The sequence below is a fragment of the Mycobacterium sp. genome (genome assembly GCF_965229265.1).
Taxonomy (GTDB): domain Bacteria; phylum Actinomycetota; class Actinomycetes; order Mycobacteriales; family Mycobacteriaceae; genus Mycobacterium.
In genome coordinates, this window is record NZ_CBDDIY010000010.1 from 1,819,174 (window position 1) to 1,838,598 (window position 19,425).

Genomic DNA, 19,425 nt, shown 5'->3' on the forward strand with positions numbered 1-19,425 from the left:
TTTCCCCGTGAGCCGGCGCGACCTGGAATTCGGCTGCGCGGTCATGGCGATCGGCGTACTTGCGGGCCTCGCCGGCGCCGCGACGACGGTGTTACTGCACCTCGTCGAGCACCTCACCTACCACTACAGCTTCGGCACGTTGCTGGACGGGGTCACCGGGTCGAGCCCGGTCCGGCGGGCGGTGGGCCCGATGATCGGCGGTGCGCTGGCCGGCCTGGGCTGGTGGCTGCTTCGCCGGCGTACCCGGGTGCCGGCGCTGTCGGATGCCATCGAGCAACCGGGACCGTTGCCGCGGCTGGCGCTGTCCTTGGATGCGGGCCTGCAGGTGCTGCTGGTGGGCACCGGCGCCTCGCTGGGCCGCGAGGGCGCCCCGCGTCAGTTCGCCGCCGCACTAGGCGATCTGGGCACCTCCCGGTGGACGCTGACCGCCGCCGATCGCCGGATTCTGCTCGGCTGCGCGGCGGGCGCGGGCCTGGCGGCGGTATACAGCGTGCCGCTGGGCGGAGCGTTGTTCGCGATACAGATCGTGCTGCGCAGCTGGAGTGTGCGTGCGGTCGGCACCGCGCTGATCACCTCCAGCCTCGCGGTCGCGGTGGCCGCCCCGGTCACCCGTCTGGAAGTCCCGCTGCACTGGCCCGATCCTGAGCTGTCCTATCTGCTCACCGGGTTCGCGATCATCATCTCCCCGCTGGCGCTGGCGGTGGGAACGGCATTCAACCGGCTCATGAGTCGCGCCCGAGCCCACCGGCTCGCCGACTCGTGGCTGTTGATCCCGGCGGTGGCCGGCGCGGGCCTTCTGGTCGGTGTCTGCTCGCACTGGTGGCCCGAGCTGCCGGGCAACGGCAAGAGCGTGCTGACCGTGAGCATCGGCAGCGGGCTGACGCTGACCTCGGCGCTGGCGATCCTGCTCCTCAAGCCGCTGCTCACCGCGGTGTTCCTGCGCGCCGGGGCGGTCGGCGGCATGCTGACGCCCGCCCTGGCCACCGGCGCGGCGACGGGTTCGGTGGTGGCGCTCACGGTGAATGCCTGGACACCGCTGCACGTCAACGTGCCCGCGGCCTCCCTGGCGTGCGCGGCGGGCGTTTTGGCGATCACCCAGGGCGCACCCCTGTGGGCGGCACTGTTCGTGTGGGAACTGGCGCACCCGCCGCTGTGGCTGCTGATCGTGTTCGCCGCGGCAGCCGCCGCGGCCAATCTGCTCGACGGCTTGGTCCGGGGCCGCGGCGGCAATCGGCACAGGGAGACGCCGGAATGCTCAGCGCCGCAATGAGTTTACTTGCAGAGGTCGGCGACCTGCTTGCGCGCGGAGTCTCCCTCGGCGAGCCGGGCGGCCTGCCCCGGATCGCTGTTCTGCACACCGGCGAGCGCATTCATCCCGATGTCCTGCAGGTCGCGGGCGAAGGCCTGGACCGCGTCGGCGAGCGCCTCGGGAGTCTTGGTGTCCAGCTGGCGCAGCAGATAGTCGCCGCCGCCGACCAGCGCAAGCCGCGCGTTGCTGGCCACCGCGGCCTGGGCGATCGGGTCGGGGCCAAGATCGTTGTGGGTCTGCAGCGCCACGCCCCGCGACACCGTCTCGAACGCGTTGCATACCCGCATCTTCGGATCACCGGGAAGCGCGGCGGATTCAGCACCCTTCGACGACGCGGCTACCACTGCCCAGATCGACAGGGCAACAGCGATCACCCCGAGCAGGACTGCGAACGGTGCGGCCCAGCGCGCCAGCCGCTGACCAATTGTCGGTACGGTAAACGTTGACGCAGAACGAACTTGGACGTCTTCGGTGGTATCCGGCATGGACCGACTATATCGGCCCGCAACGCGGTTACCACCGGCCTTTCCAGATTTTCGCCACCGAAAATTAAATAACGCCAACGTATCTCATCCGTTGAGACGTTTCTTCGGAATAGCCAGCATGACGCTTGCGGCGACTACCGGAAACAACGCCAACCCTTTCCGCGTCGAACGACGCGAATGCCCGGCAGCGCAACGGCTGAAAACCGTTATTTGCCAACGGTCACTGAAGCAATTCCGTAGTCAAATGTCTTCCGCGCGCGCACTGACAACGGTACGTCGCATCGGGTAGAAGAATTCAGTGGAGAACTCGTCGCTCACGTCGATCACCGACCCCCCATTGCAACGCGCTATGGCCCGGCGGCTCCAACGGCGGGCCATCGCCACCGGTGAAATGAGACTGCCCGCCGTGCCGGGAATGCTGGACGAGTATGTGAGCATCTGCGCCAACGTGTTCAGCAGCCTGGGGCGGGAGTTCACCGCCGAGCAGCTCGGCAGCCTTCGGCTCATCCTGCGGGAGCAATTGGCCGAGGCCTTCGCGGAGTCGCCGCGCTCGGAGATCGTCATCTCCTACCAGGCGCCGGTGGGCACGGTGTTGAACTACCACGTCAGGGCGCAGTGGTGGTCGGTCGAGGGGGCCTATGAGAACTGGATCGCTACTCGTGAACCGCCGCTGTTCGGCTCCGAGCCCGACGCGCGGGTGTGGGCACTGGCCCACGAGACCACCGACCCAGCGGCTTTCCCGATTCTGGATCTGGGCGCCGGGACGGGCCGCAATGCGCTGGCATTGGCCCGGCGCGGCCACCCTGTCGACGTGGTGGAGATGACGGCATCGTTCGCCGACGGCATCCGCGCCGAGGCACAGCGAGAATCGTTGGCCGTAAGAGTGTTCCAGCGTGACATCTTCGCGACACTGGACGATCTGCGCCGCGACTACCAGCTGATCCTGTTGTCGGAGGTGGTGTCGGACTTCCGCTCGGTCGACCAACTGCGCGCCATCTTCGAACTCGCCGCGCACTGCCTGCGCCCCGGTGGCCGCCTGATCTTCAATGCCTTTGTCGCACATCGTGACTACACGCCCGATGATGCTGCGTTGCAGCTCGGTCAGCAGTGCTATACCAGTATCTTCACCCAGCCCCAGATGACGCAGGCACTGACCGGCCTTTCCCTGGTCCTGATCTCGGACATGTCGGTGTACGACTACGAGAAGGCACACCTACCGGCAGGGGCATGGCCGCCCACGAGCTGGTATGCCGAGTGGGTGAGCGGCCAGGATGTCTTCGACGTCGCGCGCGAGGACCGGCCGATCGAGATGCGTTGGCTGGTCTACCAGAAGCCGGATCCGGTCAGCGGGCCCGGGATCGGCTGACCAGGACGGCTTTTCAGAAGACGACGGTCTGATTGCCGTCGCGGATGATGCGGTCCTCGCAGTGCCACGACACCGCCCTGGACAGCACCGCACGTTCGACGTCGGCACCGAGACGGACCAGGTCCTCGACGTTGTGGCGGTGGTCGACTCGGACCACATCCTGTTCGATGATCGGCCCCTCGTCGAGGTCCGCAGTCACGTAATGCGCCGTGGCGCCCACGAGTTTGACCCCCCGTTCCTTGGCCCGCCGGTACGGCGCGGCGCCGATGAAGGCCGGCAGGAAGGAATGGTGGATGTTGATCAGCGGGCAGCCCACCGCGCCGAGGAAGCGCGGCGTGACGATCTGCATGTACCGTGCCAGCACTACCAGATCCACGTTGCCACGCAGCAGTTCGAGTTGACGGCGCTCGGCGTCTTCACGGATGTCTTTGGTCGCCGGGATGTGGAAGAAGGGAACGCCGAAGGGCCTGACCTGGTCGGCCAGGTCGGGATGGTTGGCCAGCACCATCACCACCGCCATGTCCAACTCGCCGCGGCGGTTCCGCCAGAGCAGGTCGAGCAGGCAGTGGTCCTCCTTCGAGGCCAGGATCGCGACCCGTTTGGGTTTGGCGGCCTCGGTGAGCCGGAAGTCGATCCCGAACGGTGCGGCCACCCAGACCGCGAAGTCCCGCTCCAGCGCGTCGCGCGCCGCGGTCAGGCCCGGTAGGTGAAAGATCGTGCGCTGCATGAACATTCCACCGGTCTGCTGGGTGGAATGCTGATCGAGCGAGACAATGTTGGCGCCGGCGCTGGCCAGGAACGCGGTGACCGCGGCGACCAGACCCGGCCGGTCGGCGCAGCGCAGGAGCAGCCTGCCGATGTCCCTGGTCGGCAGCTCTTCGCGGCTGACCGGATACTCGATGGTCGATCGGCTGCCATTAACGGTGACCGTGCCTGACGTCATAACCTCTCCCCCTCGTGTCGTTCGATCAACGCAGGGCACCGGGTCCGTGATGGACCCGGTGCCTGCGTCAGTGCTGGTGGGGACTCCCGGGGGCGCCGGGATCACCGACGCCCCCGGGGTCGATCCACATTGGGATTCCTCCCAGACCCCAACGGGGATCAAGCGGTTATGCGCCGCCCGTACCCGGTGCGCCCGGGGTGCCGGCCTTGCCGTCGGAAGCGTTTCCGCCGCCGCCGTTGGCGCCACCCTTGCCGGCCGTACCAGGGGTTCCCCCCTTGCCCGGCGTACCAGCAACCGCGCCGGCCTTGCCGTCAGTTCCGCCACCGGCGCCGATGCCGCCAGCACCCACGGTGCCCGCGTTGCCGCCAGCGCCGCCGTTACCGCCGTTACCGCCGACACCACCCGCACCGGGCAGACCGCCACCGGTGAAGAACGGAATGAACCCGCCGGAGCCTGCCTTGCCGCCGGGACCACCAGCACCGCCGTTGCCGCCGTTGCTGCCGTTCCCGCCGTTGCCGGCGTTGCCGCCGTCGCCGCCGTTGATGGCACCCAGCCCGAACGCTCCACCGCCGCCGGGGCCGCCGTTGCCGCCGTTGCCGCCGGACGCACCGGCGCCGCCGTCGCCACCGACACCACCGACACCGCCGCTACCGCCGAAGCCGAACAGGAAGCCGCCCGTCCCGCCGTTGCCGCCGGTCCCGCCGACGCCACCGTTGGTCCCGTTGGAGGTCGCATCGGCGCCGTTGCCGCCATTGCCACCGGTGCCGCCCGCCTTGCCGGGGGTGATCTGGGTGCCGCCGGCACCGCCGTTGCCACCGTTGCCACCGTTGGCCAGGGCGTTGCCGCCGTTACCACCGTTGCCGCCGATGGCGGGGACACCCGAGCCGCCGTTGCCACCGCTGCCACCGTCGGGGCCGCCGTCGCCACCGGGCTGACCGGTGCCGTCGCCACCGTTGCCGCCGTTCTGGTTGAGCAGACCGTCAGCCCCTGGGACGAGGTTGACCAGCGGCGGGTTGATGGAGTCCGGACCGGCGAGGAATCCACCGTTGATGCCAGGACGACCGGCACCACCGGCGCCACCATTGCCACCGTTTCCGAAGAAGAAGGAGGCGTTGCCGCCGTTACCACCGTTGGTGGCCTCGACCGGCTTGGCGGGATCGCCGTTGGGGAGCAGCACCGACGGCGCGTAGCCGCCGCTGACGCCGCTGCCACCGTTGCCGCCACTGCCGAAGAACAGACCGGCGTTGCCACCGTTGCCCCCGTTGGTGGACGTCCCGGTGACCGAGTTGAACGAGCCGTTGAGACCGTTGCCGCCGTTACCGGCGAACAGCCCGGCGTCGAAGCCGTCGGGATGGAGCGCATTGCCGTCCGCCCCGTTGCCGATGAAGATGTTCACGAACGGAATGGCACCGGCGATGTCGAAGAACCCGTTCGCGATCTGGTTGAACGGATCGACGGCCGCCGCCAGCAGCCCGTTCGGGGTGGCCGAGGACAGGCCGCCACCGAAGATGCTGCCGAAGCTGCCCAGCAGGTCGTCAAGCGGAGCTTGCGCGAACTGCACCGGCGGCGCAGCCTGCGCAGCCGGAGCGAGCAGCAGCCCTGCGGCGGGAGCGCCGAGGACCATGCCGGCACCGCCGATGACGGCTGCCGTGGCTACCAGTGGACGAGCGCGCCGTGAACCGGTACCTCGCTTGCTGGTGACTTTCTCTGAATGGATGGACATGTAGGAAGAACCCCCTTCGATGGTGCTCGAAATCCAAGCAGCAGCAACGTAACACCATGGGTTGCGAAAGCGCGATATTTCTTGCCGCACTCAATGTGTTTATTTTCGCCTCGAAAATAGCCGATTATTCCTTATGCAAGGGTGTGCTGAGAAAAGCATGTCGGCATCCTTGTTCGCTGCCGAGCTGCGCCCCGGCGCCCTTTTTTACCTCGTCATGCAGGCTTTTTACGGATCTGTAACGTGTTTGCCATGAGCGCGTATCGCGCTGCCACCCCAGGTTGTCGAGCCTCTTTATCAGCATCTCCTCAGGAAGAAGTCGTCGCTGAGATTGGTTGTCGACCGGCACCCGGTGGCCGCCGAATGCTTGCGGTTGGCGATCAGTCCGATAACCCGCCATAGATCAGAGGCAAACGGATCATCGACAATTGACAAATGCGAAAAACTATCGGCTATGGCAATTCCATTCGGGCTTGACGGCCGTTTGCCGAAATCGCACAGAGCGCACCCGGGAGTAGGCCCGGATTGGGACATCCCCCAGGTGTGACGCCGGTTACAGTGGCGGGGGTCACCCCAGCGCTATCGCGCGGAACTTAGCCGACAAGTGCAGCTGCGAAGTCGCTGAGACGTTCTTAAGTCGGCTGACCTGCCGGGTTGGGTTGGCCCCCAAAGCTTTTCTCCGGCCATGCGCCCGGCCGGAGCCCCCAGCGGGCCGAAATTCTCAGGAAGAGCCCTTAGCCTTATCAGGCTGCTCTCAGGTATCGTCCACTTAGCCGGTGCCGCCGATGGCGGCGGAGGGAGACGGCAATGCGACGGGCGATGGGGCCATTCCTGACCACAGGGGTGGCATTGGTGGCGGCGACTGTAGTCGTCGCCAACCCCCTCACGCCGCCGTCCCGGGACATGCAGATCTCGACCACCCAGTTGTCGACAAGCCCCGGAATGCTCACACCGTTCGACAAGTCCCTGCTCAATGCGATCGTGCCGCAGTTCCCGCCGGCCGGGATCGGTCCGGCGCTGGCACAGATCTTGGCCGCCCTGGCCGCTGACGCCGATCGCATCAGCCGCGAGGTCAACTCCGGGGGGGCTGTCGAGGAGACGACCACGGCAGCCGCGCCCGAGCTGTCGACCTATCGTCCGCCGACCGACAACCCGCTGGTCGAGTCCGTGGGCGCCACGCCTGATGCATCGATCACCGGGCTCGCACCGCCGCTCACCAACCCCGCCGTGCAAGCCGTGGTGTCGGGATTGGTCGCGGACACGTCCTACCTGGGCGGAAAGGTCGTCGAAGCCGCATACGCCGTGGTGGACGTCATCATCCGGGTGCCAGAGGCCGTCATCGCCGCGGCCCTGGCGTTGCTCCACGGGGATGTCGCCGGAGCTCTGGCCGTCGCCAAGTCGGCGATCCAGGCCTTCTTCGGCCCTGGACTGATCATCCTCGATGGCATCAGGGACATCATCCAGCAACACCTGCCACCGCTGCCGGCAGCAGCCGCGGCTGAGACCGCTGCCGACACCGGCGGTGTGACCCTGCCCGGCGGCACCGATCAGCCGACCAGCCCCGATCCGGCACCGGCAGCAGACGCCGACAACGCGCCGGCGGTTCCGGGCCGCACCGGGAACGGCGGTTCCGCCCGCAAGCGGGCGGCGACCGAGTCGCTGATCGCTCTTCGCCCAACGACCTCGTCGCCGAAGTCGCGCGCCGGGGGTGCGGCAGGCCAGGTGGCGACGCACGCCGCGTCAGCCGATGCGGTGAGCCCGCCCGTGCCCCAGTCGGCCGCCACCGGCAGCGAGGCCCCCAAGGCGGGATCCGCCCGACCCGATGCAGCATCGGGCTCGCAGCGGGACTTGCGGCCCGGCGCCGCATCCGGCTCCGCGGCGGACTGACCGCGCCGACTGGCGCACACCGGCACCGCACTCCGGCGGAATTAACGGCTGCGACAGGCCGGCACCATCCGAACCCCGCGCCACGGCGGCCTCAAAGCCGCAGCCAGTGACGTTGCTGACCTGCTCCCCCGGGGCGGGTTCGGCAGCGCCATGGTTGCGAAATCAACCAACCCCGGGCGACTTAGCGGCAACCTAACCTTTCCTCAGCTTGTTCTCAGGTAAGTTCTGCCCCGTCCGGTACCCACGGCGAAGGAGCCCGAAATGGCCGCTGTCAGGTCTGCATACACCACAAGCATCGCGCTGGCTGCGGCGGCGGCCATCGCTGCGGGCCCGCTGATCCCGGCACAGGACACGGCGCCGCGGACCGTCAGCCTTCCCCAGATTCAGCTTGCCGACCTGCCGATCCCGGCCATCGGGGCGATCCCGTACCAGATCGGCATCAACGTGCTCGGCAACATCCTGGCTCTCGCGCCGATCGTGATCGGCAGCACCGAGCAATGCCAAACCGTGTGCCTGGGACCGAACACCCCCGCCCCCGCATCCACCTATGCGCCGTTCACCGGCTGGGGCCTCATCGGCCTCGGCGCCGGGCTGATCACCAGCCCGATCGCGCTGGTGAAGGCCCTGGAATCCGGCAAGGACGTCGGGCAAGCCCTGGGTGTGGCGTTGCTGGACATCCAGGTACCGATCCAGAACACGCTCAACCTGCTCCTGGCACCCCGGGTTCCGCTGGGCGGATTCGCCCTCGAGGCCGCGTTGCAGCGCGTCTTCACCGCCTCCCGGGACGCCCTCGTCGCCGGTTACAACATCGTGGCCCAGGCCCTGGTGACCGGCCCGGTCACGGTGATCGGGGGTGTCGTTACCGGTGTGACCGCCTTCGCCGGCACCCTCGCCCAGACCGGCGACGTCATCAGCGCGCTCAATGCCGGCCGGGCACCCATCGAGCAGTCGGTGAATGCCGCACTCAGCGACCTCACCATCAACATTGAAACGGGGCGCGCGCGCGTCTACGCCGATCTGACGGCACCGCCCACCGTGGCCACGTCGCCGATCCCGACCGTCCCGCCGCCCACCGACGACGTCGCACCGTCCGCGGCCACCGGCCCGGTGACCAAGGTGGTCGACTCGGTGAAGGCCGTTCCCGGCACGACGGCCCGCGCAGCTGCGGCCACCGACGACAACGGCTCGGCGGATGCGGCGGACGACTCGGGCGCCGCATCGCAGTCCACCCCGAAGAGCGGGGTCGGCGGGTCGAAACGCCAGCACAAGGCCGCCTCGGGCGACTAGCGCGCTACTGGGCCGTCTTGGCCCAGCGGGCGGCGTCACCGACGATGCCGACCGGCACTGCTCCGCTCAGGCTCACGTTCTGCACACTGGGGCCCACGGCCACGATCGTGGTGTCCTGCAGGATCGGCAACACGGTCGCCAGGTTCCACAGCCGTGGCTCGACCAGATTGATCACGTCGTCGATCTTGGCCGAGCCATCAAGGGCGGCTTCGATATTCGGCTGGATGCTGCGATCGCAGATGCCGGTGAGGTTCGAGGGTGCCTGCACCAACTGACCGCTCTCCGGGGCCGGTGGCGGCGCGGAGGTCGCCGTGGTGGTGGCGCTCGGCGGCGGCGGCGTGGATGACGACGGCGAGGGTGGCGGCGACGTGCTCGTGGTGGCGGTGGTCGCCGCCGCCGTCGAGACCGCGGTGGCCTCCAGGGCCGGACAGCCGTAGCGGGACGCGAGCAGCGTGGCCAGGTCCCCGCCGGCAGCGTGCCAGCCGACGATCGCGTCGACCCGGTTGTTGGCCAGCGCATCGCCGTAGAGCACCGGTGGGTCCAGGGCCAGCACGGTCGCGGCAATTCCGACACTGCGCAGTTGGTCGGCGGCGGTGTTGGCGACCGCCACCGACGTCGGGTCGTTGGCAGCGACCCCGATCGTCAGCGACAGCGTCTGGCCGTCCTTGCTGATCCGCCCGCGGGTGATCTCGGGCGGCCCCGGCTGTTGGGATGTGGTGCGCGATCCTGCCGACGGCGGCGGTTGCACCGGCGCCTCGGTCGGCGTGCGGTCGACCTGGAAGCCGGACTGTTCGAGCAGTTCCAGCGAACGCTCCTTACCCAGCACCGGAGGGGCGGTCGGTACATAACCGGGATCACTCGGAGAGCGGACCTGAGCTTGCGCCAGGGTCACGGTGTTGTCGCTGCCCGCCCCCACCGAGGCCAGCAGATCGACGTCAAGCAGACCCAGGATCGCCTTGCGTACCGCCGGATCCGCCAGCTTCTCCTCCTGGGCGCGCAACGTCAGCTGCATCACCCGGGGGGTGACGATCCGCGCGGTGCGCACATCCGGGATCGCCGACAGCTGCGCGAAGGCCGCCGCACCGCCATGCACCTGGGCCACCTGGGTGTCGCCGTTGCGGATCGAGTCGGCCAGCGCGGCCGGTGCCCCGGCCCGCCGGAACAGGATCTGGTCGGGGTGGGCTGGCGGCCCCCAGAACCGGTCGTTGCGAGCGAGCAGGATCTCGTCGCGCTGCGGGTCGATGTTGTCCACCCGGAACTGGCCACCCGTCACCGGAAGGGCACGGGCCAGGCCGGCCGGGAATCCGCCCGGCACATCCTTGACGATGTGGGCGGGCAGCAGATCGCTGAACAGCTCCCGCCAGGCCGGATACGGCTGGGCGAACGTCACCACCGCGGTCTTGCCGCCCTCGATGGACTGGACACCGGTAATCAGGTCGTAGCCCGCAGGATCCACCACCCCGGGCTGGCTGACCATCTGGCGCCATAGATACCAGAAGTCGTCGGCGGCAATCGGGGCGTTGTCGGTCCAGGACGCCTCGGGACGGATCTTGTAGGTGACGGTGAACGGGTCGGTGTTGGTCACCTCCGCCGACACCAGCAACGTCGGATCCATCTCCCAGCGCGAGCCGGTCGGTGTGGCCGCGTCCGGGACCGGCCGGAACGCGCTGGGCAGTACCAACGCACTGATGGCCGCGTTGACCGGAGACTGGTCGGAGAGCAGATGCGGGTTGAAACCAGCACCGATGGAGTCGATGCCCATGATGATCTGGGTGGCCTTCGGCGGCAGCGGCGCCGGCGAATTCGACGTCTCGGTGCTCTGCGGGGCGGGCGGCGGTTTGACCGTGCACGAGGCTGTGACCAGCACCGACACCAACACAGCCAGGGCTTGAAGGCGGCGTTGTCGGTCCGGCACGCCCTTCAGAGTAGCGATACGGCGCCCCGCCACCCGGTCAGCTTCGATTGGTGGCCTTGGCCCGGGACCGGGCCCGCGCGCGGCTGGTCGCGTCGAGCTCGACCTTGCGGACCCGGACGATTTCCGGCGTCACCTCGACGCACTCGTCCTCGGCGCAGAACTCCATCGCCTGCTCGAGTCCCAGCTCCAGCGGGCGGGCCAGCGTCTCCATCACGTCCGCCGTCGAGGACCGCATGTTGGTCAGCTTCTTCTCCCGGGTGACGTTGACGTCGAGGTCCTCGGCCCGCGGGTTGATGCCCACGACCTGGCCCTCGTAGGTGTCGTCACCCGGCTCGACGAAGAACTGGCCGCGGTCGGCCAGCTGGATCATCGCGAACGGGGTGACCGCTCCGGAGCGATCCGACACCAGCGAGCCGGTGTGGCGGGCCCGGATCTCCCCGGCCCACGGCCGGTAACCGTCGAACACCGCGTTGGCGATGCCGGTGCCGCGGGTCAGCGTCAGAAAGTCGGTGCGGAAGCCGATGAGCCCACGGCTGGGCACGATGAAGTCCATCCGGACCCATCCGGCGGCGTGGTTGGCCATCTCTTCCATGCGGCCCTTGCGGGCGGCCATGAGCTGGGTGACCGCGCCGACGAATTCCTCGGGGCAGTCGATGGTCATCGCCTCGAACGGCTCGTGCAGCTTGCCGTCGATCGTCTTGGTGACCACCTGCGGCTTGCCGACGGTCAGCTCGAAGCCCTCGCGGCGCATCTGCTCGACCAGGACGGCCAGGGCCAGCTCACCGCGGCCCTGCACCTCCCAGGCGTCGGGGCGGCCGATGTCGACCACCCGAATGGACACGTTGCCGACCAGCTCCTGGTCCAGGCGGCTGCGGACCATGCGTGCGGTCAGCTTGTGCCCCGACACCTTGCCGGCCAGCGGAGAGGTATTGGTGCCGATGGTCACCGAGATGGCCGGCTCGTCGACGGTGATGCGCGGTAGGGCGTGGGCGTGCTCGGTGTCGGCCAGGGTGTCGCCGATCATGATCTCGGGCATGCCCGCAACGGCGACGATGTCGCCGGCGACGGCCTCGTCGGTCGGGTTGCGCTCGACGCCGACGGTGGCCAGCAGCTCGGTGATCTTGGCTGTGGTGACCACGGGTACGCCCTCGACCTCGCGCATCCATGCCACCTGCTGGCCCTTGCGCAGTTTGCCGTTGTAGATGCGGATGAGCGCCAGCCGGCCCAGAAACGCCGAGGCGTCCAGGTTGGTCACCAGCGCCTGCAGCGGGGCCTCCGGGTCGCCGCTGGGCGGGGGGATGTGCTCAAGCAACACGTCGAACAGCGGGTCGAGGTTGTCACCGTCGGGGTTCTCGCCGTTGGCGGGTTCGGTGGTGCTGGCGATGCCCGCGCGGCCTGAGGCGTAGAGGGTAGGCAGACCCAAAGCGTCCTCGGCGGCCTTCTGGGCCTCGTCGTCGAGGTCGGAGGCGACGTCGAGGAGCAGATCGTGGCTCTCGGAGACCACTTCGGCGATCCGGGCATCCGGGCGGTCGGTCTTGTTGACGCACAGAATCACCGGCAGGTGCGCGGCCAGCGCCTTGCGCAGCACGAAACGGGTCTGCGGCAGCGGTCCCTCGGAGGCGTCGACCAGCAGCAACACCCCGTCGACCATCGACAGGCCGCGTTCCACCTCACCGCCGAAATCGGCGTGGCCCGGGGTGTCGATGACATTGATCACCGTGGTGGTGCCGTCGGCGTTGACCCGGTGCACGGCCGTGTTCTTGGCCAGGATGGTGATGCCCTTTTCCTTCTCCAGGTCACCGGAGTCCATCAACCGCTCGACGGTGTCGTCACCGCGGTGGGTCAGGGCGCCGGACTGCCGGAGCATGGCATCGACCAGTGTCGTCTTGCCGTGGTCGACGTGGGCCACGATGGCCACATTGCGGAAGTCGGGCTTGTTCACGCTGGTGATTGTCTCAGCGCAGTGCCCGATTCGCGAAAACGAGGAAGTACGAGCAGCGCCGCCCCCAGGAAACACAGCGCCCCGAGGAAGGTCCCGAGGTTCGCCAGCAACGCGTCCTCGGTGGCCCCATTGCGCCGGACGAACGCCCCCACCGCCGACACCCCGAAGGCGATCGAGCCGATCATGTTGATCCACTCCGCCTGCCAGTCGCGCGACCCCAGCGCGATCAGGCCTATCGCGATCGTGGCGGCGGCCACCCCCAGCGCGGCGCTCACCAGGAAGGCAACCGAACCCAAGGCGTCCGGCGTCCACACGTAATGCAGGCGCACCCCGGTCGCATGCGCCCACACTGCCGTACCGGTGCTGATGTTGAACAGCACGGTTCCCACGAATTGGATTGCCGCCGAAAACCATTCCAGGTTCAGCGGTGGACGCGCGAGCATCAGTTGCATCCACGCGGCGGTGGTGAAGAACCAGGAGCCGACAAAGCACAGCGCGTTGGCGGCGCCCGCACCGGCAACGGCTGAGAAGCCGGGCAGGGTGGCCGCGGCGAAGAAGGCCGAGCCGATCGCGAACAACCAGCATTGCCGCGACAGGGTCACCAGAGTCCCCACACCCGGCATTCCAACAGGCGATCCACACCCGATGCAAACCCAGCGGAGTTAGCCTGGAATCCGCACCGTCAATTGGGAGGTCGTCATGACGGTCTATGAAGTACTGACCATCGCACTCATCGTCGTGCTGGGCACCGCCGCCACCGCCGCCATCTATCTGGGGCTGCTGAACTGGATCGGCGGGGCCTACATCGTCCGCTGCGCCGGGTGCCACCACCTGACGGTGGCCGCGGAGCGTGCCCAGCCGCAGACTTGTCCGCATTGTCGGCATCCGGTGTTGCTGCACCCGGTGCACGCCGCGCACCACCCACGTCGGTTCGCCGACGTACGGGTGGTGCGCGACCGACTCAAATACTGACTCACCGGTACACCGGTGCCGTCGGCGTGAATTCGACGGGCATGGCTTCCAGACCGCTGACGAAGTTCGCCGGGCGCAACGGCAGCTGCGCGCCGTCGGCCAGCCGCAGATCCGGCAGGCGGGCCAACACCCGCCGGGTCATCGTGGTCAACTCCAGGCGAGCCAGCTGGTTGCCGAGGCAGAAGTGGGTGCCGAAACCGAAGCTGACGTGGTTGTTCGGCGCGCGGTCGATGCGGAATTGATCGGGGTCGCCGAACACCGACTCGTCGAAGTTCGCCGATTCGAACAGCAGCAGGATCTTCTCGCCAGCGCGCAAACTCGTGCCGTGAAAGTCGTTGTCGGCGGTCAGGGTTCGGCACATGTTCTTCACCGGCGAGGTCCAGCGCAGCATCTCCTCGACGGCGCCGGCGATCAACTCGGGGTTCGCGCACAGCGCCTGCCACTGGTCGGGGTGGCGGGTCAGTTCGGCGGTTCCACCGGACAGGGTGTGGCGGGTGGTCTCGTCGCCGCCGATCAGGATCAGCAGGGTCTCGGCGGTGATCTGTTCGTCGGTGAGCCGCTGACCCTCGACCTCGGCGGCGATGAGCACGCTGACGAGGTCGTCGGTGGGCTGCCGGCGCCGTTGGGCGATGGTGGCCCCCATGAAGTCGTTGTAGGCCAGCAGCGCCGCAACGGATGCGGCCAGTGTTTCCTCCGACGCTGTCGAGCTCAGGGCCACCACCAGGTCGTCGGACCACGCCAGCAGGGTGGCCCGGTCTTCGGGAGCCACGCCGAGCATGTCGCCGATGACGGCCATCGGCAGCGGGGCGGCCAGATCGCGGACGAAGTCGCACTCGCCGCGTTCGCAGACCGCGTCGATCAGGGTGTCGCACAGTGTCTCGATGGATTTGGCCTTGCCGGTGACCCGCTTGCGGGTGAACCCGGCATTGACGAGTTTGCGGCGCAGTAGGTGCGCCGGGTCGTCCATGTCGATCATGTGCGGCAGCGGCGGGGTGGTGGGCCGGATGCCACCGGCATTGGAGAACAGTTCGGGCTGGCGCTCGGCGTCGATCACCGCTCGGTAGGTCGCCGCGGCGGCTAGCCCGTTGCGGTCCCGAAAAACCGGTTGGTGAGCGCGCATCCAGCGGTAGGCCTCGCGGGCTGCGCCGCTGGCGTAGAACCGGCCGTCGGTGAGGTCGACGTCGGCGGTGACGTCCGTGGGCACGCCCCGATCATAGGGCGATGTGCTCACGCCCCAAGGCGTTTCGCGAGCTCCGGCAGCCATGCCCGGTCGGCGGGCACCCAGTCCAGCGATTCGAGCTCGGCTGCGCCCACCCAGCGCAGCGCGCGATGATCGTGCGGATGGGGTGTGCCCCCGGTCTGGGCGACCACGTAGGCGCGCAACATCAGTGACTCCCCAAGCGCAACGTCAACACCGAGCCTCTCGCCGACGACCACCTCGACACCGAGTTCTTCACGCAGTTCACGGGTCAACGCGTCGGCGTCACTCTCCCCCACCGCTACCTTGCCGCCCGGTAGTTCCCACAGCCCGGCCAGTTCGGCCGGGCGTTGCCGCTGAGCCACCAGGACCGTCGCGCCGGAGATCAGCGCTCCGGCGACGACGGTCTGGGTGGGCATGGGGTGCAACGGTATCCGGTCGACCGCGATCACTCCGCGACGTCGGCACCGTCCTGCGCCTGGTCGTCGGGGGTCACCTGCTTGTCGACGACGGTCAGCTCGTAGCCGCTGGTCTTCCACGCGGACAGGAAGGCACCCAGCGGGACCTTCATGCCGGCGCCGATCGCCTTCCAGTCGGTATTGACCGCCGAGCTGTCATTGACGTACACGTCGCCATTCGTCAAATCGACGGCGATCACCACGATCTCGTGGTTGAGCTGGGTGTAGCTGGGGTTAGCCTGCTTTGCCGACTCGGGAACGGAGTTCCAGATCAGGGCTGCCGAAACGGTAACCATCGTGGCATTGCCATAGGCGAGATTGGCCTGCAGATCCCCCATGGCGTCCGGGCTGTCGTCGTAATGCGTGGTCGTTGCACTCAAGCCGAACTCCCGCGCCATCAGCACCACAGCGTCGGCCACTGCGACGCCGTCGGCGGTGTTCTCGTCGAGGTACATCTTGGCCCCGGGCCGCACGACACTATTGTTCTGCTGCGCGAGCTCGACCATGTCCCGCTCGGTCGGCTTCTTGGCTCCGCCGGTTGCCTGGGCTACCGCTGCCCCTGTCGCGTTCAGCGTGCAGTTTTCGTAGCTCTGGTTGACGATTGCGTAGTCCGCGTTGCTCAGCAGGCCATACTGGCCGTCTCCAAGCACCTTGACTTCGAATGTCTCACTGGTGGTGTCGGGTCTGGCTAGCTGCAGCCCGATCGCCACGGTGTGCAGGGCCTGTTGCATCAGCCCCAGCAGTCCAGGCAGTTGCGCGTCGGTCCCGTTGTCCGCGGTGATGACGAAGCTGTCGGTTACGCCCGGGATGACCAGTTGTGAGTTCGGGACGTAGGTGTAGGAACCTGTCGTCGGGTCGAAGTCCACGAGGGTGCCGTACTTAGGACCACGGGTGACCGAATAGGTCAGCCCATAGCCGTTGTGGCTCTGGCCGTCCACTTGCCCGCTGATCGCACCGGTCGCCGGATCCTGAGGATTCGGATCATTGGACAGGGTGGGTGAGTCGTTGAAGAAGATGTAGTCGAGCCGGTCCGATAGATCGGTCCATATCGACTGAAGCGACGTCAGGAAGGCCGACGCCGATGCCAGCGCGCTCGGGGTGGAGACGGCCGCCACCGCCGCCGCGACCGGTGTGGCAGTGCCTGGATTACCGCCCGTTCCATTGGCTCCGTTGGCGCCGCGCTGCGCTCGGGCGCCGCCTGCTCCGGCGGTGCCGCCCTGGCTGCCCTGGCCACCATCACCGGCCACCCCGCCGTCACCTCCGCCAGCGCCGCCGTCGGCCCCGCCGTTACCGCCATTGCCTCCCTTGCCGCCGCCACCGCCGACACCGCCCGCACCGCCTCCGCTAGAGCGAATTTCGGAGTCGCCGCCGACACCGCCGAGGCCGCCCGCATTACCGGCACCACCGTCGGCCCCGGGCCTGGTGGCATTGCCAGCGCCGCCCGCGCCGCCACCGCCACCGTCTCCGCCGGCACCACCTTCACCGCCGGTCCGGGTTCCTGTGCCACCGGCAGCTCCGGCGCCGCCGACGCCGCCTCGTCCGCCCTCACCGGCGGGACTGACGTCTGTCGCAGCTCCACCGTTACCACCGGCACCGCCGTCTCCACCCGAGCCGCCAAGGCCGCCAACCGCATTGACCGCGGTGGCCGCCCCGCCAACTCCGCCCTCTCCGCCGGCACCGCCCGCGCCGCCCGCACCAGCGCTGCCAGTCAGTCCGTTCGACGGAATCGCGAAGAAGTACCGGCCCGCCCCCCCACTACCGCCGAGGGCGCCACCATCGCCACCACGAGCGCCGTTGCCTCCGTCGCCACCAGGTTTGCCGTTACCAGAGGTGGTCGTATCGGAATCTCCGTTGTTGTAACCCTTGCCGCCGCTGCCGCCGTCGCCCCCGGATCCACCGTTGCCTCCATTGCCGCCGGTGCCTAGGACAAAACTGCCCGCCCCACCGTTGCCGCCGGAGCCGCCCTGACCACCGGGGTCGCCGTCAAGTCCCTGAATGCGATCGACCACGCCGTTACTGCCTGGGGTGCCGGCCTGACCGACGCCGCCATCACCGCCGCCACCGCCGGCGCCGAGCACCGAGAGCAACCCGACGTTGCCGCCGTTGCCGCCATCACCGCCGCCGTTGCCGCCATTACCGCCCTCGCCACCGTTACCGCTCCAGAGGCCGCCCGTGCCCCCGTTGCCGCCATGCCCACCGTGGTAGCTCCCGTAGCCCTGTAGGGGGCTGTTACCGCCCTCACCGCCCTTGCCACCGTTGGCGAACAGCGAGAATGTTCCGCCGCTGCCGCCGTCGCCGCCCCGGCCGCCGTTAGCGGCGTTGCCACCGAACCCGCCCTCGCCGCCAGTACCCCAGAACGACAACAAGCCCGTATTGCCGCCGCTACCGCCGGTGCCGCCGGTACCGTCCTCGGGAATCGCCGCCCCGCCGCCACCGCCGGCGCCGCCACTGCCGGTCAGCAAGCCACCGTTGCCACCGCGCCCGCCGGTACCGCCGGTGCCGCCGTGGATCACGCTGTTCGCGGCTGCTCCACCGGCGCCGCCGCCGCCACCGTCGCCGAACAACCCGGCCGAGCCACCGGCACCCCCGGTGGCCCCCGTGGTCACGAGCGCCACGCCGGCACCGCCATAACCGCCGTTGCCGCTGATGAGCCCGCCCGCGCCGCCGTTGCCGCCGCGGCCGCCGTTAACCAGGGCCACCCCGTCGCCGCCGTCGCCGCCGTTGCCGAACCAGCCGGCGGCGCCACCGTTTCCGCCGTTGAATCCGTTGCCGCCGTTACCGAGCAAGCCGCCGTTGCCGCCCTTGCACGCGGCGCCCGCGTCGCACGTCTCGGCGGTCCATGAGTAGCCGTTGCCGATGATGATGCCGCCGTTGGGATGGTCGGCGGTGCCGTTGCCGATGAAGAAACCGACCAGCGGGCCGAAGTCCGGTATGGCGCCGACTGCCGAAGCGGTCGTCGCCTTCTTCACGGCGGTCGGCGGGGTGACCGAGTCCGCCGTTTGGGTATCGCTGTCCACGGTGGCGGCACTCAACGCGCTCGGGGCGTGAATCCGATTTACCGACGATCGCGAACCATGTCCGGAGACAGCGCGATTAACGGTCGCGGCAGCTGCCGGAGCGGCTCCGTCTGATCCCGACGAGGAAACCGTGCTCGACGGTCGTGGGGTTGTCGTCCGATGACTGCCCGTCGCCTTTGCCGCACCCTTGGCTGTCGCACTGCTCGATCCCGCGTCAGCCGAACCGGTCGCGTCCGCGGAGGCTGTCGCCGGCGTGGCGGCCAGAGCGGCGCCGATGCCCAGGGCGATGGCCGAGGCACCGACCCACGTGACCAGCCGGGCGTGACCCGACGGCGATGACTTGGCTACCCCCAGTCCACCGAATTTGACTGGCAGCGTGCGTAATTCGACTCCGACGTCCCGCGTGCTCGAAATGCGAGCCCCTTGCGTGGACATGCGAACAGAACCCATGCTCTAACCCCCCCGCCGTCGCAACAGCCCTCGCTGGTGCGATGCTCCGACCCTGCTATGCCGAAAGGAGCATAAAGCTAATTAACTGTCGTGTACATGGAAACCGACTAATCCGCTAATTAGCCACGTCGCCCACTCTCGACACGAACAAGAAGGAGGACACTGGGCGCATGGGCATCTTGAGCGACGACGAAATTGACACATTCGTAAGAAACTTAGCCGGCTGGGAATATGCCGACGGCGCACTGCGGCGCTCGGTGAAGCTTCCCTCGTTCCTCGACGGCATCGACGCGGTCCGCCGCGTCGCCGAGGCCGCCGAGCGCAAAGATCACCACCCCGATATCGACATCCGCTGGCGGACAGTCACTTTCGTCCTCGTCACGCATTCCGAAGGCGGGATCACCGACAAGGATGTGGACATGGCCCGCGAGATCAACGAGATTGTCGGCAACCAGTAGCCACGATCCTCACCCAAC

General features: G+C 68.4%; 15 protein-coding genes. 6 read left to right on the top strand and 9 right to left on the bottom strand.

Annotated elements, in window-relative coordinates:
• The first annotated feature begins 7 nt into the window (after window positions 1–7).
• Entirely contained in the window at window positions 8–1,270 is a 1,263-nt protein-coding gene (locus ADBZ9K_RS10295; protein ID WP_526619969.1) for a chloride channel protein, read from the top strand.
• A 2-nt stretch (window positions 1,271–1,272) separates the two neighbouring features.
• Here the strand turns inward: ADBZ9K_RS10295 and ADBZ9K_RS10300 are convergent, their stop codons facing one another.
• Window positions 1,273–1,794, bottom strand: a complete 522-nt coding sequence (locus ADBZ9K_RS10300) for a hypothetical protein (protein ID WP_526619971.1) — start codon at window positions 1,792–1,794, stop codon at window positions 1,273–1,275.
• 349 nt (window positions 1,795–2,143) lie between these two features.
• Here ADBZ9K_RS10300 and ADBZ9K_RS10305 point away from each other — a divergent pair, with 349 nt between their 5' ends.
• Complete coding sequence (locus ADBZ9K_RS10305) at window positions 2,144–3,160, top strand: class I SAM-dependent methyltransferase (RefSeq protein ID WP_526620895.1); 1,017 nt, start codon at window positions 2,144–2,146, stop codon at window positions 3,158–3,160.
• 13 nt (window positions 3,161–3,173) lie between these two features.
• On the opposite strand, the gene purU is transcribed toward ADBZ9K_RS10305, so the two are convergent.
• Window positions 3,174–4,103 (bottom strand): formyltetrahydrofolate deformylase, encoded by a 930-nt coding sequence (gene purU, locus ADBZ9K_RS10310; protein WP_526619973.1) that lies wholly within the window; start codon window positions 4,101–4,103, stop codon window positions 3,174–3,176.
• Between the two features lie 166 nt (window positions 4,104–4,269).
• A complete protein-coding gene (locus tag ADBZ9K_RS10315) occupies window positions 4,270–5,826 on the bottom strand; it encodes a PGRS repeat-containing protein (RefSeq protein WP_526619975.1) in 1,557 nt (518 codons plus the stop codon).
• Window positions 5,827–6,630: 804 nt separating this feature from the next.
• Between ADBZ9K_RS10315 and ADBZ9K_RS10320 the strand changes: the two genes are divergently transcribed.
• The gene (locus ADBZ9K_RS10320) at window positions 6,631–7,710 is read left to right on the top strand and encodes a hypothetical protein (protein WP_526619977.1); all 1,080 of its coding nucleotides are present in this window, start codon (window positions 6,631–6,633) and stop codon (window positions 7,708–7,710) included.
• A 261-nt stretch (window positions 7,711–7,971) separates the two neighbouring features.
• Complete coding sequence (locus ADBZ9K_RS10325; RefSeq protein WP_526619979.1) at window positions 7,972–8,997, top strand: hypothetical protein; 1,026 nt, start codon at window positions 7,972–7,974, stop codon at window positions 8,995–8,997.
• A gap of 4 nt (window positions 8,998–9,001) precedes the next feature.
• Here ADBZ9K_RS10325 and ADBZ9K_RS10330 read toward each other — a convergent pair whose 3' ends face one another.
• From ADBZ9K_RS10330 to ADBZ9K_RS10340, 3 genes are read right to left on the bottom strand one after another with little or no spacing between them, the layout of a single operon-like run.
• Window positions 9,002–10,921 (bottom strand): ABC transporter family substrate-binding protein, encoded by a 1,920-nt coding sequence (locus tag ADBZ9K_RS10330; protein ID WP_526620897.1) that lies wholly within the window; start codon window positions 10,919–10,921, stop codon window positions 9,002–9,004.
• 28 nt (window positions 10,922–10,949) lie between these two features.
• A complete protein-coding gene (gene typA / locus ADBZ9K_RS10335) occupies window positions 10,950–12,854 on the bottom strand; it encodes a translational GTPase TypA (RefSeq protein ID WP_526619980.1) in 1,905 nt (634 codons plus the stop codon).
• Window positions 12,851–13,477, bottom strand: coding sequence for a hypothetical protein (locus ADBZ9K_RS10340; protein WP_526619981.1), 627 nt, complete (start codon window positions 13,475–13,477; stop codon window positions 12,851–12,853). Before ADBZ9K_RS10340 ends, typA begins: the two co-directional genes overlap by 4 nt.
• 76 nt (window positions 13,478–13,553) lie before the next feature.
• Between ADBZ9K_RS10340 and ADBZ9K_RS10345 the strand changes: the two genes are divergently transcribed.
• On the top strand, window positions 13,554–13,826 hold the full coding sequence (locus ADBZ9K_RS10345) for a hypothetical protein (RefSeq protein WP_526619983.1): 273 nt from the start codon (window positions 13,554–13,556) through the stop codon (window positions 13,824–13,826).
• A 1-nt stretch (window position 13,827) separates the two neighbouring features.
• On the opposite strand, the gene ADBZ9K_RS10350 is transcribed toward ADBZ9K_RS10345, so the two are convergent.
• Genes ADBZ9K_RS10350 through ADBZ9K_RS10360 form a run of 3 tightly spaced genes read right to left on the bottom strand, consistent with a single transcriptional unit; the run spans window position 13,828 to window position 18,499 of the window.
• Window positions 13,828–15,030, bottom strand: coding sequence for a cytochrome P450 (locus ADBZ9K_RS10350; protein ID WP_526619985.1), 1,203 nt, complete (start codon window positions 15,028–15,030; stop codon window positions 13,828–13,830).
• A 23-nt stretch (window positions 15,031–15,053) separates the two neighbouring features.
• Window positions 15,054–15,443 carry a (deoxy)nucleoside triphosphate pyrophosphohydrolase gene (locus ADBZ9K_RS10355; RefSeq protein WP_526619987.1) on the bottom strand — a complete coding sequence of 130 codons (390 nt, stop codon included), beginning with the start codon at window positions 15,441–15,443 and terminating at the stop codon, window positions 15,054–15,056.
• 29 nt (window positions 15,444–15,472) lie between these two features.
• On the bottom strand, window positions 15,473–18,499 hold the full coding sequence (locus tag ADBZ9K_RS10360; RefSeq protein ID WP_526619989.1) for a hypothetical protein: 3,027 nt from the start codon (window positions 18,497–18,499) through the stop codon (window positions 15,473–15,475).
• A 620-nt stretch (window positions 18,500–19,119) separates the two neighbouring features.
• Here ADBZ9K_RS10360 and ADBZ9K_RS10365 point away from each other — a divergent pair.
• Window positions 19,120–19,407, top strand: coding sequence for a 4a-hydroxytetrahydrobiopterin dehydratase (locus ADBZ9K_RS10365; protein ID WP_526619990.1), 288 nt, complete (start codon window positions 19,120–19,122; stop codon window positions 19,405–19,407).
• Window positions 19,408–19,425: the final 18 nt, after the last annotated feature.